General features: G+C 74.0%; 11 protein-coding genes. 7 read left to right on the top strand and 4 right to left on the bottom strand.

The genetic code is table 11. The features are described from left to right. Positions 1 to 158: 158 nt before the first annotated feature. The gene (locus Sdia_RS07855; protein WP_100452203.1) at positions 159 to 1,169 is read right to left on the bottom strand and encodes a polyprenyl synthetase family protein; all 1,011 of its coding nucleotides are present in this window, start codon (positions 1,167 to 1,169) and stop codon (positions 159 to 161) included. Between the two features lie 427 nt (positions 1,170 to 1,596). Between Sdia_RS07855 and Sdia_RS07850 the strand changes: the two genes are divergently transcribed. Continuing rightward, a complete protein-coding gene (locus Sdia_RS07850; RefSeq protein ID WP_115069704.1) occupies positions 1,597 to 3,144 on the top strand; it encodes a peptide MFS transporter in 1,548 nt (515 codons plus the stop codon). A 41-nt stretch (positions 3,145 to 3,185) separates the two neighbouring features. Further along, complete coding sequence (locus Sdia_RS07845; protein WP_189500157.1) at positions 3,186 to 5,228, top strand: CocE/NonD family hydrolase; 2,043 nt, start codon at positions 3,186 to 3,188, stop codon at positions 5,226 to 5,228. A 39-nt stretch (positions 5,229 to 5,267) separates the two neighbouring features. Here the strand turns inward: Sdia_RS07845 and Sdia_RS07840 are convergent, their stop codons facing one another. Beyond that, on the bottom strand, positions 5,268 to 6,053 hold the full coding sequence (locus tag Sdia_RS07840) for a hypothetical protein (RefSeq protein WP_262417670.1): 786 nt from the start codon (positions 6,051 to 6,053) through the stop codon (positions 5,268 to 5,270). A 346-nt stretch (positions 6,054 to 6,399) separates the two neighbouring features. Between Sdia_RS07840 and Sdia_RS07835 the strand changes: the two genes are divergently transcribed. Beyond that, a complete protein-coding gene (locus Sdia_RS07835) occupies positions 6,400 to 6,888 on the top strand; it encodes a hypothetical protein (RefSeq protein ID WP_100452198.1) in 489 nt (162 codons plus the stop codon). Here Sdia_RS07835 and Sdia_RS07830 read toward each other — a convergent pair. Continuing rightward, the gene (locus tag Sdia_RS07830; protein WP_124287277.1) at positions 6,879 to 7,877 is read right to left on the bottom strand and encodes an HAD family hydrolase; all 999 of its coding nucleotides are present in this window, start codon (positions 7,875 to 7,877) and stop codon (positions 6,879 to 6,881) included. The genes Sdia_RS07835 and Sdia_RS07830 overlap by 10 nt on opposite strands. Before the next feature lie 421 nt (positions 7,878 to 8,298). Here Sdia_RS07830 and Sdia_RS07825 point away from each other — a divergent pair, with 421 nt between their 5' ends. The 4 genes from Sdia_RS07825 to fahA all read left to right on the top strand — a co-directional run bounded on the left by Sdia_RS07825 (position 8,299) and on the right by fahA (position 12,119). After that, positions 8,299 to 9,234 carry an ATP-binding cassette domain-containing protein gene (locus tag Sdia_RS07825; RefSeq protein ID WP_100452196.1) on the top strand — a complete coding sequence of 312 codons (936 nt, stop codon included), beginning with the start codon at positions 8,299 to 8,301 and terminating at the stop codon, positions 9,232 to 9,234. An 89-nt stretch (positions 9,235 to 9,323) separates the two neighbouring features. Then, positions 9,324 to 10,070, top strand: a complete 747-nt coding sequence (locus Sdia_RS07820) for an ABC transporter permease (protein WP_189500179.1) — start codon at positions 9,324 to 9,326, stop codon at positions 10,068 to 10,070. A 143-nt stretch (positions 10,071 to 10,213) separates the two neighbouring features. After that, complete coding sequence (locus Sdia_RS07815) at positions 10,214 to 10,372, top strand: hypothetical protein (RefSeq protein WP_164494929.1); 159 nt, start codon at positions 10,214 to 10,216, stop codon at positions 10,370 to 10,372. Positions 10,373 to 10,892: 520 nt separating this feature from the next. After that, entirely contained in the window at positions 10,893 to 12,119 is a 1,227-nt protein-coding gene (gene fahA / locus Sdia_RS07810; protein ID WP_189500159.1) for a fumarylacetoacetase, read from the top strand. A 56-nt stretch (positions 12,120 to 12,175) separates the two neighbouring features. Here the strand turns inward: fahA and recQ are convergent, their stop codons facing one another. Then, entirely contained in the window at positions 12,176 to 14,236 is a 2,061-nt protein-coding gene (gene recQ / locus Sdia_RS07805) for a DNA helicase RecQ (RefSeq protein ID WP_100452194.1), read from the bottom strand. Positions 14,237 to 14,420: the final 184 nt, after the last annotated feature.

Here is a 14,420-nt window from a genome sequence, read left to right as displayed (position 1 = left end):
TCACCCGGTCGGGGCAAGGAGCGGTCTTCCACCATCTGACCAAAACGGAGGCCGCGACGCGTCAGCCCCGGGGCTCAACCCGGTGTACCGCTGGAGGATGACGGCGGGCGGACTCCGGGAGGAACGACCCGTAGGGGACGCTCGGGGCCGACGGGGCGTCAGCCCGCCCGGTGCACCACCGCGTCGCAGAGTTCGGTCAGGGCGGCCTTGGCCGGGCACTCGCGCAGCGGGGTGAGGGCGGCGCGTGCCTCCTCGGCGTACCGGACGGTCTCGCGGCGGGCCTGCTCCAGTGCCGGGTGGGCGCGCATCGCGGCCAGGGCCTCGGCGTGTCGGGCGTCGTCGGACAGGTCGGAGTCGAGGAGGGCGACCAGGGCGAGGTCCTCGGGGCGGGACTCGCGGCGGGCCCGGTCGCGCAGCAGGAGGACGGGGAGGGTGGGGATGCCCTCGCGGAGGTCGGTACCGGGGGTCTTGCCCGACTCGTGGCTGTCGCTGGCGATGTCGAGGACGTCGTCGGCGAGCTGGAAGGCGACGCCGAGGCGCTCGCCGTACTGCGTGAGGACGTCGATGACGCGCTCGTCGGCGCCGGACATCATCGCGCCGAACCGCCCGGCGACCGCGATCAGCGAACCGGTCTTGCCGCCGATGACGTCGAGGTAGTGGTCGACCGGGTCGCGGCCGTCGCGCGGGCCCGCGGTCTCCATGATCTGGCCGGTGACCAGCCGCTCGAACGCCTCGGCCTGGACGCGGACGGCCTCGGGGCCGAGGTCGGCGAGGATGTGGGAGGCGCGGGCGAACAGGAAGTCACCGGTGAGGACGGCCACCGAGTTGTCCCAGCGGGCGTTGGCGCTGGGCACTCCGCGGCGCACGTCGGCCTCGTCCATGACGTCGTCGTGGTAGAGCGTGGCCAGGTGGGTCAGCTCGACCACCACGCCGGAGGGGACGATGCCCGGCGCGTCCGGGTCACCGAACTGCGCGGCGAGCATCACCAGGAGCGGGCGGAAACGCTTGCCGCCGGCCTTCACCAGGTGCTGCGCGGCATCCGTGATGAAGGAGACCTCGCTCTTGGTGGCCTCCAGGAGACCGGCCTCGACAGCCGTCATTCCGGCCTGGACATCGGCTTCGAGTGCCTGGTCCCGCACGCTCAGCCCGAACGGCCCGACGACGGTCACGAGGGGGTCTCCTGTCTGCTGATGGTGCCCGGATCGCCCGGTCGGCCCGGTCCGCCGGCGGCACCGGTCTTCCCGGCGCCGCTGGCGATTGTCGATCGAACACCAGTGTTTGTCGATGTGTCGCCGTCGGCGCTCACGTCAGCGTATCCGGTCTGCTTTCGATCACCGTGAGCGCCTGCCCGTCGAATCGCCCGTCACGCGTCGCCCCCGGACGGGCGCGGGCACGCCCGGGACGCGCCCGCGCCGCCCCCCGGGCATCCAGCCCCGGTGACCGGTATGTTCGCAAATGCCCCGTGCGACCGCACCGGCCGCCCCGACCGCCGTCCGACCCCCTTCTCTCCGCCCTTCACCCCGTTTGTCACCCTGGCACGCAGCCCGGGCCGCACCCGCCCGGCCCTGGCTGCCCGTACGAGCGGAAGCAGGCGACGTGCCCAGCGACAACCCAGCAGACGACGACCGAACCCGACGGCCCCCGCCGGTCGCGGACGGCGAGCCGCCCCCCGAGGACGCGCCACCGCCCCAGGACGACACGGCCTTCTTCGGCCAGCCGAGAGGGCTCGCGACCCTCTCCGGGCTGGAGGTCTGGGAGCGGTTCTCCTTCCTCGGTATGCAGGCGATCCTCGTCCTGTTCTTCGCCGACACCGTCGCGGGCGGCGGCATGGGCATGGACCCGGGCACCGCCGCCTCGGTCTCCGCCGCCTACGGAACGATGGTCTACCTCGTCTCGGTGGCGGGCGGCTGGCTCGCCGACCGTATGCTCGGCTCGTACCGGGCGGTGCTGTGGGGCGGCGTCCTCATCGCGCTCGGCCACTACTCCATGGCGGTCCCCACCGACGCCATGACCTGGACCGGTCTCGGTCTGATCAGCGCCGGCACCGGTCTGCTGAAGCCGAACGTCGCCACCATGGTCGGCAAGCTCTACCGCACCGACGACGAGCGACGCGACGCCGGTTTCGCCCTTTACTACATGGGCATTAACATCGGCGCCTTCCTGGGTCCGCTGATCACCGGCTGGCTCGGCGAGCACCAGGGCTGGCACTGGGGCTTCTCGGCCGCCGCCGTCGGCATGACCCTCGGTCTCGTCCAGTACGTGCTGGGCCGCCGCCACCTCGCGGGGCGCAAGCACGCCGCCGAGTTCGCGCTGCCCCCGACGGCGATGCGCCGGGCGGTGCTGCTCATCGCCGGCGGCCTGGTGGCCCTCGCCGTCCTCGCCGGCCTGCTGAGCCTCGCCGGCTGGCTGACGCTGAGCCGGTTCGTGGACGCGCTCACCCTGATCTCGGTGCTGGCGCCGGTCGCCTACTTCTGGGTGATGTTCAAGAGCCCCCGGGTCACCCCGGCGGAACGCGGTCGCCTGCGACCGTACGTCGTGCTCTTCCTCGCCTCGGTGGTCTTCAACTTCATCCTCTTCCAGGCGTACTCGACGATGATCCTGCTGGCATCCACCAACGCCCGCACCGAGATCCTCGGCTTCACCTTCCCGGCCAGCTGGTACGCCTCCGCGCTCGGCGCCTTCGAGGTGCTGCTGGCGCCGGTGGTCGCCGCCGTCTGGGCGCGGATGGGGAGGCGGCAGCCCCACGCCTCCAACAAGATCGCCCTCGGAGTGGTCCTCGGCGGGCTCTCCTTCCTGCTGATGGTGCTGCCGACCTCCGGTCACGCCGACGACACCTACCGCATGGCCGCCTGGTGGATCGTCGGCTCGTACCTGCTGCTCGGGCTCGGCGACATCCTGCTGGAGACCTCCGGCATGTCGGCCACCACCAAGCTGGCGCCTGCCGCCTTCTCCAGCCAGACCATGGCGCTCTGGTTCCTCTCACTGGCCGCCGCCAACGGCATCCAGTCCCAGGTCGTGCGGCTCTACGGCGAGGTCTCCCATCCCGCCTACTTCGGTGTCAACGGCTCCATCGCCGTCGTCGCCGGTCTCGCCGTGATCGCCGCCGCGCCCTGGCTGCGCCGCACCATGCACCCCGTCCACTGACCCGCGCCCCCACGCGAACACCCCCTGCGAGGTCCCCCGCCATGTCCCTGCACATCGCCACCGGTCTGCCGTACCGGACGGTCCGCGAGGACGTCCGCATCCCGCTGCCGACCGGCCGCCCCGGAGCCGACGGCTCCGAGGTCACCCACCTGTACGCCCGGATCTGGCGGCCGGTCACCGACGAGCCGGTCCCCGCCCTCCTGGAGTACCTGCCCTACCGGGTCACCGACTGGACCGCCCCTCGCGACCAGCAGCGCCACCCCTGGTACGCGGGCCACGGCTACGCCTCGGTCCGCGTCGACGTGCGCGGCCACGGCAACAGCGAGGGGCTGCCCGGCGACGAGTACGACGCCACCGAGCTGGCGGACGGCGTCGCGGTGGTCCACTGGCTCGCCGAGCAGCCCTGGTGCAACGGCAGGGTCGGCATGTTCGGCATCTCCTGGGGCGGCTTCAACTCGCTCCAGATCGCCGCGCTCGCCCCCGAGCCGCTGAAGGCGATCGTCACCGTCTGCTCGGCCGACGACCGGTACGACAACGACGTGCACTACATGGGCGGCTCCGTCCTCGCCGTCGACATGCACGCCTGGGCCTCCACCATGCTGGCCTTCGTCTCCCGCCCGCCGGACCCGGAGTATGTGGGGACCGACTGGCGCGGGATGTGGCTGAAGCGGCTGGAGGCGGTCGACCCGTTCATCCACACCTGGCTCGACCACCAGACCCGCGACGCCTACTGGCGGCACGGCAGCGTCAGCGAGGACTACTCGGCGATCAAGGCGAAGGTGCTGGCGGTCGGCGGCTGGCACGACCCGTACCGCGACACCGTGCTGCGACTGGTCCGCCACCTCCCCGACGACCAGGTACGCGGCCTCATCGGACCCTGGTCGCACCAGTACCCGGACCGGGGCCTGCCGCCGGGCCCCGCGATCGGCTTCCTCCAGGAGACGCTGCGCTGGTGGGACCAGCACCTCAAGGGCAAGGACAGCGGCGTCATGAACGAGCCCAAGCTCCGCTCCTGGATCAGCGAGTCCCACCCGCCCGCCACCGTCTACCCGGAGCTGGAGGGCCACTGGGTCGGCGACCCCGCCTGGCCCTCGCCGTACGTCACCCCGGTCGAGTACGCCTTCCAGGGCGAGCCGCTCCTGGTCCGCTCCCCGCAGCACACCGGGCTCGCCGCCGGCCGGTACTTCCCCTTCGGCAACGACGCCGACCTGCCGCCCGACCAGCGTGAGGAGGACGCCAACTCGGCCGCCTTCGAGTTCGCCGTGGACGAGCGGCTCCAGATCCTCGGCCGCCCCCGCGTCCGGCTCCGCCTCACCAGTCCCAGCCCGCGCGGCCAGGTCATCGCCCGGCTCTGCGACGTCGCGCCGGACGGCTCCTCGACCCTGGTCACCCGGGGCGTCCTCAACCTCTCCGCCCGGTACGGCCGCGACAAGGTCGCCCCGTGGAGGCCCGGCGACACCGAGGACGTCACCTTCGAGCTGAACGGCATCGGCCACGCCTTCCCGCCCGGCCACCGCATCCGGCTCGCCGTCTCCTCCGCGTACTGGCCGTGGATCTGGCCGCAGCCCGGCTCCGAGGACGGGTTCACCCTGGACCCGGCGGGCAGCGGTCTCGAACTGCCGGTGCGGGGCGCCGGGGACCGGGCGCTGGACGCCACCATCGCCTTCGCCGAACCCGAGCAGGCCGAGCCGCTCGCCGTGATCCACCCGGCCCCCGAGGACCCCGCCGGCCGGCGGCCCGAACGCCTCGTCGTCCACGACGTGGCCGCCAGGACCTGGCGCCTGGACGTCGACCCCCGGTACGGCGGCACCCGGATCTACCCGGACGGCCTGGAGTTCCACGAGGACGCCCTGGAGCAGTACACGATCACCGACGACGACCCGCTCAGCGCCACCACCCGCTCCTCCTGGACGGTCCGGCTGCGCCGCCCGGAACTGGCCTGGGACACCGAGGTCCGCACCCGCTCCGAGATCACCTGCGACGCCGGGGACTTCCTCACCAGCAACGAGCTGACCTGCTCCGAGGGCGGCGAGGTGATCTTCCACCGCACGTGGGAGCGGCGGATTCCGCGTACGGCCGGATAGCCGGGCACCGCGGCCCGCAGCGCACCGGCCGGGCCGCGGTCAGTGGCACCGCAGCGGCGCGCCGCTGGCCGGCGGGAAGGCGCCGAACGGGAGGGTGAGCCGGGCGGTGCACTTGGGCTCGGCACACTCGCAGGTCAGGGTGACGGGCGCGGTCCGCGGGTCGCCGGTGGTCCAGGGACGGGCGAGGTGGGCGCGGTACTGGGCGGCCACCGCCTCGTTCTCCGCGCGGCGCAGGGCCTGGCGCTCGGCCGCGGTCGCCGCCACGGGGCCGTCGGCGAGGGCTCCGGCGAGCAGGGCCTCGGCGGCGGTGCGGGTGTCGGAGGGGGTCGCGTCGGGGGTCACCGTGACGACGCGGCCGGCGAGGCCGTGCGCCTCGACGCGGGCCGCGATGTCGGCGAGGAGCAACGTGTACAGCGTGTGGACGCCCGCGGGCAGACCGCGCTCGGCGAGCCGACTGCGCTGGAGCTCCGGCGAGGGCATCAGCCACACCGCGCGGGCCGGGTCCGGCACGGTGTCCGGGGTGACCGGCGTCCCCTCCACCACGGTCAGCGGGCCGCGCCCCAGCGCCCGTACGTCGTCGGCGATCATCGCGCCGCGTTCGGCGTGCAGGGACATGGCGAGGAGTTCGGCGGGCGGGGCCGACCAGCGCTCGCCGAGGTCGAGCGCCTCCCAGCGGATCGCGGCCGGATGGCCCGCGGCCCGGGCGCGGTCACGGTGGTCCCAGGTCAGGGTGTCGCTCTGGTAGAGCCGAAGGCCCAGACGGTGGGCGAGCGCCCGGGCCAGGGTGCTCTTGCCCGCGCCGGGCGGCCCACCGATCCAGACCACCGGCGGGAACGGTGCGGGCGGCGGCCTCCGGCCGGAAACAACCGGCCCCTCCTCCGTGGCCACGGCGACTCCTCTCGGGCGAAGACCGCCGTGCGGCGCGGCCCCCGTACGGCGTGAACAGGAAGCCTCCGCACGGGAGGCGGGCACGGGCGGGCCGGCCCCGGGCCACCCGGCACGTCCCGGAGGCCGCCCGAACGGGGACGATACCGCCCGTTCCCGGTCGACCGGGGTCCGGATCGCGCCCCGGCCCTTCCCCCGCGTCAAGCACCGTGCACACTGTCATCGAGTGATGTCCCGCACATGCCGTCGGCGTGTGACGGCGGCGCGACGCCCCGAGGAGGCAGGGATGACGGTACTGGGGCACCAGCCGCCCGGTCCTGACGAGGCGACCGGACCGCCCGTCCCACCCCCGGCCTCGGCCCTGGACGTGCTCCGGCCACGGCTGCGCGTCCCCGGCGGGCGGTTCGCGATAGGCCCTGGCTGGCGGCGCCTGGTCCTCGACTGCCACCGCCGGATAGCCGCCGAGTTCCCCGCCTACGAACTCCTCGCGGTGAAGCAGAAGTACGGGCGGCTCTCCTTCCAGGCGTTCCCCCGCCCGTGGCGGCCGGGCGAACGGAGCTGGACGCCCGAGGAGCACGCCCGGCTGCACGAGCTGCTCGACGTCACCACGGCCCGCAGCGAGAGCCTCTGCGAGAGGTGCTCCGCCCCCGCCCGGCTGCGCCGCACCCGCCGACTCTGGCTCACCCTCTGCGACGCCTGCGAGGCGGTGGTGGAGGAGAGCGGGGACCTGGACGAGGCTCCGGGGACGCCGGGTCCGGCCGCCGGTCAGCCGTAGAGGCGTTCCAGGACCCGGGCCACGCCGTCCTCCTCGTTGCTGACGGTGATCTCGTCGGCGACGGCGAGGAGTTCCGCGTGCGAGTTGGCCATGGCGACGCCGTGGGCGGCCCACCGCAGCATCGGCACGTCGTTCGGCATGTCACCGAAGGCGAGGGTGTCGGCCTCGCCCAGGCCGAGCTGGGCGGCGGCCCGGGCGAGGCCGGTGGCCTTGGTGACGCCGAGCGGCTGGAGTTCGACGGTGCCCGGTCCCGCCATCGTGACGGTGGCGAGGCCGTCCACCACCGAGCGGGCGGCGGCGGCCAGTTCGTCGTCGGTCAGCTCCGGATGGCGGATCAGGACCTTGGCGATCGGCCGCTCCCACAAGGAGTCGCGGTGCGGGACCGGCCGGGCGGGCAGCGTCGGGTGGGCCATGCGGTAACCGGGCTCGATCAGCGTGTGGCCGTCGGTGCCGTCCTGGTCGACGGCGGCGAAGAGGGCGCCCGTCTCCGCCTCGATCTTGCCGAGCGCGGTGGCGGCGGTCTCCCGGTCCAGGGTCAGGGCGCTCAGCATGCGGCCGCCGGCCGCATCGTAGACCTGGGCGCCCTGGCCGCAGACCGCGATCCCGTCGTACCCGAGCCGGGCCAGCAGCCCTCGCACCCCCGGCACGGGCCGCCCGGTCACCACGATGTGCCGCGCCCCGGCTCCCCGTGCCAGCTCCAGCGCGGCCCGGGTGCGCGCCGACACCTGGTCCCCGGCTCGCAGCAGCGTCCCGTCCAGATCGGTCGCGACCAGGGCGTACGTCCGCCGCCGCCCGCCCAGGCCACGCGGCTCCGACGGGAACACCTGCCCGGAGACGGGCCCCGGCCGGGCGCGGGCCGGCGCCAGGCCCGCGCCCGCGTGCGGAGGGGCGAGGGGCAGCGCCGCGGCGGGCGCCGGTCCCGCCTGCGGCTGGTCCAGAGGTGGCGCCGCGCCAGGCGGGGGAGACGGGTGTGCGGAGGGGAGGGCCATGATCCCCACGATACGGAGATAAGCCCCTGGCACGCGCCACCCCGGCACGCTCTGATTTCCCTGGCGGGGCGGGGGGTTGGGTGTCCACCGTGCGGGGCCGGGGGCCGCGCGGGCCACCGGGGGCCGGCCCGGGGCCGGGGGGCGCCCCGGCCGCCTCGGGAGCGGCCGGACCGTGGTCGTCCGCCACCCGCCGAGGAGGCTTCAGGCGTCGGAGTCGGCCTTGAGGGTGGCCGGGCTTCGGTGGGCCGCCGGCCGCACCGGGCGGCCTCGGGCCCCGGCGGGGCCGGGGCGGACCGCGTCGCGGCGCGCCACCGGCCGGCGCGGAACCGCTATTCAAGTTTGACTAATCGCCCGCGAGGCCTTACCGTGCGAGGCGCGCCAGCAACTAGTCAAGCTTTACTACTCATCCTCGGGGGGCGTCGTGCCTGATGATCCGGCGATCGTCGTCGAAGGTCTGCGGAAGAGGTACAAGGACAGAAACGCCCTGGACGGCCTCGATCTCACAGTGCGGGCCGGGACGGTGCAGGGGTTGCTCGGGCCCAACGGCGCCGGCAAGACCACGGCCGTACGCATCATGTCCACGCTGCTCCGTCCGGACGAGGGGCGGGTCGAGGTGGCGGGCGTCGATGTACGGGCCCGGCCCGACGAGGCGCGTACGAGGATCGGGCTGCTCGGGCAGCACGCCGCCGTCGACGAGGAACTCGGCGGACGACAGAACCTGGAGATGTTCGGCCGCCTCCACCACCTCGGCGCGCGGCGCGCCGGCGCCCGGGCCGACGAACTGCTGGCCCGGTTCGAGCTCACCGACACCGGCGACACGGCCGTCAAGCGGTACAGCGGCGGTATGCGGCGCCGGCTCGACCTGGCGGCGTCCCTCATCCCCCGGCCGCGGGTGCTCTTCCTGGACGAGCCCACGACCGGGCTCGATCCCCGGGGACGCACCGAGGTGTGGAACGCGGTGCGGTCCCTGGTCGACGGCGGGACGACCGTCCTGCTGACCACCCAGTACCTGGAGGAGGCCGACCAGCTCACCGACCGGATCGCGGTGATCGACCACGGCAAGGTCATCGCCCAGGGCACGGCGGACGAGCTGAAGACCAGGACCGGCGGCGACCGCGTCGACGTGGTCGTGCGCGACCCGGCCCAGCTGGCCCGGGCCGCCTCGCTCCTCACCGGCGACGTGGTGGTGGACGAGGACCGGCGGCGGGTCAGCGCCTCGGTCGGCGACCGGATGGCCGCACTGACCGGGACCCTGCGGGCCCTGGAGGCGGCCGGCGTCGAGGCGGAGGACGTCGCGGTGCGCCGGCCGAGCCTCGACGAGGTCTTCATGCACCTGACGAAGGGGGACGCCGCGTGAGCGCGACCGACGACACGGCCCTGTCCGGGGTGGCCACGGCACCCGCCACCGGCTCGAAGCTGAGCTGGGCGGTGGCCGACTCCTGGACGATGACCCGGCGCGAACTGGCGCACTGGAGGCGCCGGCCCGCGCAGGTGGTCGTCGGGCTGGTCTTCCCGGTGATGATGCTGCTGATGTTCAGCCACCTGATCGGCGGCGGGCGGGGCGTCGACGGGGACTTCACCCCCTACCTGGTGCCCGGCATGTTCACCATGACCATGGCCTTCGGCCTGGAGGCGACGATGCTCGCCGTCACCCAGGACCTCGGCAAGGGCGTCGTCGACCGGTTCCGCTCGATGCCGATGACCGACGGCGCGCTCCTGGTCGGGCGGAGCGTCGCCGACATGGCGCAGTCGGTGGTCGGCCTGGCCGTGCTGATCACCGTCGGATACGCGATCGGCTGGCGCTGGCACGGAGGGCTCACCTCCTTCGCGGGCGCGGTGGGCCTGTTGCTGCTGCTGCGGTTCGCGATGCTGTGGATCGGCGTCCACCTGGCGATGGTCGCGGGCAGACCCGAGATGGTGCAGGCGGTGCAGATCCTGGTCTGGCCGGCCGCCTTCCTCTCCAACGCCATCGCCTCGCCCGCGTCGATGCCGCCATGGCTGGGGGCCCTCGTGGAGTGGAACCCGATGTCGGCGACGGCCACCGCGGTGCGCGGCCTGTCCGGCGATCCGGGCGTGTCCGGTGGCTCCTGGGCAGCGGCCAACGCGGGGCTCCTCGCGGTGGCCTGGCCGGTCTTCCTCGTCGCGGTGTTCCTCCCGTCGGCGGTCAAGCGGTTCCGGAACCTGGGCCGCTGACGGCCCCACCCCGCTCCGGCCCCGCGGCCCGCCGGGGCGGGGCCGGAGCGGGCGTCGGGCGGGCCTCGGAGTCCGTGGCCGTGGGAGGGCGGGAAGGGGCCGTTCGGGTGGCGAGGGCGGGGCGGGCGTTGTCTGCTGGAAGTATGAGCGACCCGATAGACACCTGGACCGACCGTCTGCGCGACACCGCCCCCGGCATCGAGGAGAACCGGGCGCGCGCCTTCGTGCACGACCTGTACACCGCCGCCCAGAACGACCTCGGCGAGGAGGTGGCGGAAGCGGACTACGAACGTGAGGAGTGACCCCGCCCCATCTCGCCCGACACCCCGCCGCGCCCGGACGGAGCCGACCCGCCCGGCCCCGCGTGCGCCCACGCCGACGCACGATCGGCACCTCGGCCTGAGCCGCGCCCCCGCTCCCAGCAGGGCGGGCGCGTGAGGCCGCCTCTGCCGCGCGGGGCGCCCGGAGGCACCAGCCCCACGCTCAGCGCGGCCGGACGCGAGAGCGCCTCTGCCGCACAACCAGCGCCCAGGACCCCGCTCTGGCCAACCCGGCCGGCACGCGAGACCGCCTCTGCCACACGGCGGGCGACCAGACCCGGCCCCATGGAGCCCGGCCGGTGCCTGAGGCCGTCGTCGACGCGCGGCAGACGACCGGACCCACGCTTGCCGACCCCCTCCCGCCCCCTGCCGCCCCTCCCCCGGCAGGGGCGGCGCACGTAACGTGTGGCCCAGCCCACGGCTTCCGTGCGGCCCGGTTCCCGGGGCGCCGGTGCCCCGTGTGCTCACCGACCGATCGCACGGAAAGCGAGGCCGCACCCAGATGCCCGAGCCCACCCCGCTCCCGCTCGCCCTCCCCGAAGGCCACCCCTTCGGTCCGCACAACCTTCCGTACGGTGTCTTCTCGACGGGCGGGACGCCCCGCCGTGTCGGCGTCCGCCTCGGCGACCACGTCCTGGACACCGGTGCCCTCGCCACGGAGCTGGGCTCCCCGCACGCCGCCCTGCTGTCCGGCCCGACGCTGAACCCCCTGCTGGCGGCCGGCCGGCCGACCTGGACGCGGGTGCGCGAGGCGCTCACCACCTGGGTCACCGACCCGGCCCGCCACCCGGCCGTGGAACGGCACGCCCACCCCCTCACCGCGGTGGAACTGCACCTGCCGTTCGAGGTCGGTGACTACGTCGACTTCTACGCCAGCGAGCACCACGCCTCCAACGTCGGCCGCATCTTCCGCCCCGACTCCCCCACCCCGCTCACCCCCAACTGGAAGCACCTGCCCATCGGTTACCACGGCCGCTCCGGGACGGTGGTGGTCTCCGGCACGGACGTGGCGCGGCCCCGCGGCCAGCGGAAGGCACCCACCGACCCCGCGCCGGTGTTCGGCCCCTCGGTGAAGCTGGACATCGAGGCGGAGGTCGGCTTCGTCGTCGGCGTCGGCTCCGAGCGGGGACGCGCCGTGCCGCTGGAGGCGTACCGGGAGCACGTCTTCGGGCTCTGCCTGCTCAACGACTGGTCGGCCCGGGACATCCAGGCGTGGGAGTACGTGCCTCTCGGCCCCTTCCTCGGCAAGTCCTTCGCCACCTCGGTGTCGGCCTGGGTGACACCGCTGGAGGCGCTGGAGACGGCGCGGACCGTGCCACCCGCCCGTGACGAGGCGCTCCTGCCCTACCTGGACGACTCCTCGGCCGAGCCCGGCGGGTACGACCTGCGGATCAGCGTGGAGGTCAACGGCCAGGTGGTCTCCGAGCCGCCCTTCACCAGCATGTACTGGACCGCCGCGCAGATGCTGGCGCAGACCACCGTGAACGGCGCCTCCCTGCGCACCGGTGATCTCTACGGCTCGGGAACCGTCAGCGGTGCCGAGGCGGACCAGCTCGGCTCGCTGCTGGAGCTGACCTGGAACGGGGAGAAGCCGCTGGCGCTGGCCGGCGGGGAGCGCACCTTCCTCCAGGACGGCGACGAGGTCGTCCTGCGGGCCTGGGCGCCCGGGGCCCTCGGCGTACCGGTGGGGCTGGGCGAGGTCCGGGGCAGGGTCGTGCCGGCCCTCTGAGGGCCGGCGCCGCGCCGGCCGGGCCGGAGCGGAGCCGCCCGGCCGGCGCGGCTCGCTCAGCCCTCCCCGATCCCCTGTTCCGCCAGGGTGGCCAGCACCCCGGGTCCGTAGTTCTGGAGCTTCTTGTCGCCGATGCCGCCGAGCCGGCCGAGGGCGTCGAGGGTGGTGGGACGGGCGACGGTGATCTCGCGCAGGGTGGCGTCGTGGAAGATGACGTAGGCCGGGACGCCCTGTTCCTTGGCCTGGGCGGCGCGCCAGGCGCGGAGGGCCTCGAAGACCGGGAGGGACTCCTCCGGGAGGTCGATGACCGCCTTGCTCCGCTTGCCGCCCGGACCAGCGGCCGCCCCGGACCTGCCGGAGCGGGCGGCCGGTGCCTTCTTGGGCTCCTTGCGGAAGCGGACCTCGCGGCGGCCGCCCAGCACCTCGCCCGCCTCGTCGGTGAGGACCAGCGTGCCGTACTCCCCCTCGACGGCCAGCAGTCCCTGGGCCAGCAGTTGCCGCACGGCCCCGCGCCACTCGCCCTCGGTCAGCTCCTGGCCGACGCCGAAGACGGAGAGCTGGTCGTGGTCGAACTGGATGACCTTGGCGGTCTTGCGGCCCATCAGGATGTCGATGATCTGACCGGTGCCGAACTTCTGGTTCCGCTCCCGCTTGAGGCGGACCACGGCCGACATGGCCTTCTGTGCGGCGACCGTGCCGTCCCAGGTCTCCGGCGGGGTCAGGCAGGTGTCGCAGTTGCCGCACTTCTCGCCGGTCGGCTCCTGGCCGAAGTAGCGCAGGAGCTGGGCGCGTCGGCACTGGGCGGTCTCGCAGAGGGCGAGCATCGCGTCCAGGTGCGACTGCGCGCGGCGCCGGAACGCCTCGTCGCCCTCGCCGGACTGGATGAGCTTGCGCTGCTGCACCACGTCCTGGAGGCCGTACGCCATCCAGGCCGTGGAGGGGCGGCCGTCGCGGCCCGCGCGCCCCGTCTCCTGGTAGTACCCCTCGACGGACTTCGGCAGGTCGAGGTGGGCGACGAAGCGGACGTCGGGCTTGTCGATGCCCATGCCGAAGGCGATGGTGGCGACGACGACCAGGCCGTCCTCGCGCAGGAAGCGGGACTGGTTGGTGGCGCGGGTCCGCGCGTCGAGCCCCGCGTGGTACGGCACGGCCTCGACGCCGTGGTCGCGGAGGAAGTCGGCGGTGCGCTCCACGGAGTTGCGCGAGAGGCAGTAGACGATGCCGGCGTCGCCCGGGTGCTCCTCCTTGAGGAAGGTGAGGAGCTGCTTCTTCGGGTCGTTCTTCGGGACGATCCTGTACTGGATGTTGGGCCGGTCGAAGCTGGCGACGAAGTGCTTGGCGTCGGGCAGGCCGAGTCGGCGGGTGATCTCCTGGTGGGTGGCCCCGGTCGCGGTGGCGGTGAGGGCGACCCGGGGGACGTCCGGCCAGCGCTCGCCGAGCACCGAGAGGGTGAGGTAGTCGGGGCGGAAGTCGTGGCCCCACTGGGCGACGCAGTGCGCCTCGTCGATGGCGAACAAGGAGACCTTGCCGCGGGAGAGCAGGTCGAGGGTGGCGTCCACGCGCAGCCGCTCGGGGGCGAGGTAGAGCAGGTCCAGTTCGCCGGAGAGGAACTCGGCCTCGGTGAGGCGGCGCTCCTCGAAGTCCTGGGTGGAGTTGATGAAGCCGGCCCTCACCCCGGCGGCGCGCAGCGCGTCGACCTGGTCCTGCATGAGGGCGATCAGCGGGGAGATCACGATGCCGGTGCCCGGGCGCACCAGGGCCGGGATCTGGTAGCAGAGGGACTTGCCGCCACCGGTGGGCATGAGGACGACCGCGTCGCCGCCGCCGACCAGGTGGTCGATGACGGCTTCCTGGTCACCGCGGAACGCGTCGTACCCGAAGACGGAGCGGAGCGTGGCCAGGGCGTCGCGGCGGTCGTGGACCGGGGTCTCGCCGACGCCCTCGGGGAAGGCGCCGGACAGCTCCTCGCGGAGGCCGTCCTCGGGGAACTCCTCGTCCGGGAAGGGGGCGTCGCCGAAGGGGTCCTCCGGTGGGGGGCCGCCGTCGAAGAGGTCGTCCGGGAAGTCCTCCGGCCCGCCGTACGCGGGTGTGCCGCCGTCCGTGATGCCGCTCGCCATGCCGCTCGTTCCGTTCATCGCTCCGTGCCCCGTGCCCCTCGCTCGTGTGCCCGTCCGCTCCCTGCGGTGCCCTGGGCCACGTGTGGTCCCTGAGACTGCCCTCCAGCGTAGGGGGCCGGAGGGACAGCCCGGGAAGTTGTCCACAGGTCCCTCGGTCACACCGGCGGTGAGCTGCGCGGACGTG

Source organism: Streptomyces diastaticus subsp. diastaticus (assembly GCF_011170125.1).
Lineage (GTDB): Bacteria > Actinomycetota > Actinomycetes > Streptomycetales > Streptomycetaceae > Streptomyces > Streptomyces diastaticus.
The sequence above is the reverse complement of the archived record's forward strand: the minus strand, read 5'-3'. Positions and strand labels throughout refer to the sequence as shown.

Excerpts from the sequence above, each read along its gene's own strand:
- fahA (WP_189500159.1), top strand. The coding sequence starts at position 10,893 with ATGCCCGAGCCCACCCCGCTCCCGCTCGCCCTCCCCGAAGGCCACCCC.
- Sdia_RS07820 (WP_189500179.1), top strand. The coding sequence starts at position 9,324 with ATGACCCGGCGCGAACTGGCGCACTGGAGGCGCCGGCCCGCGCAGGTG.
- Sdia_RS07815 (WP_164494929.1), top strand. The coding sequence starts at position 10,214 with ATGAGCGACCCGATAGACACCTGGACCGACCGTCTGCGCGACACCGCC.
- Sdia_RS07835 (WP_100452198.1), top strand. The coding sequence starts at position 6,400 with ATGACGGTACTGGGGCACCAGCCGCCCGGTCCTGACGAGGCGACCGGA.
- Sdia_RS07830 (WP_124287277.1), bottom strand. The coding sequence starts at position 7,877 with ATGGCCCTCCCCTCCGCACACCCGTCTCCCCCGCCTGGCGCGGCGCCA.
- recQ (WP_100452194.1), bottom strand. The coding sequence starts at position 14,236 with ATGGCGAGCGGCATCACGGACGGCGGCACACCCGCGTACGGCGGGCCG.
- Sdia_RS07845 (WP_189500157.1), top strand. The coding sequence starts at position 3,186 with ATGTCCCTGCACATCGCCACCGGTCTGCCGTACCGGACGGTCCGCGAG.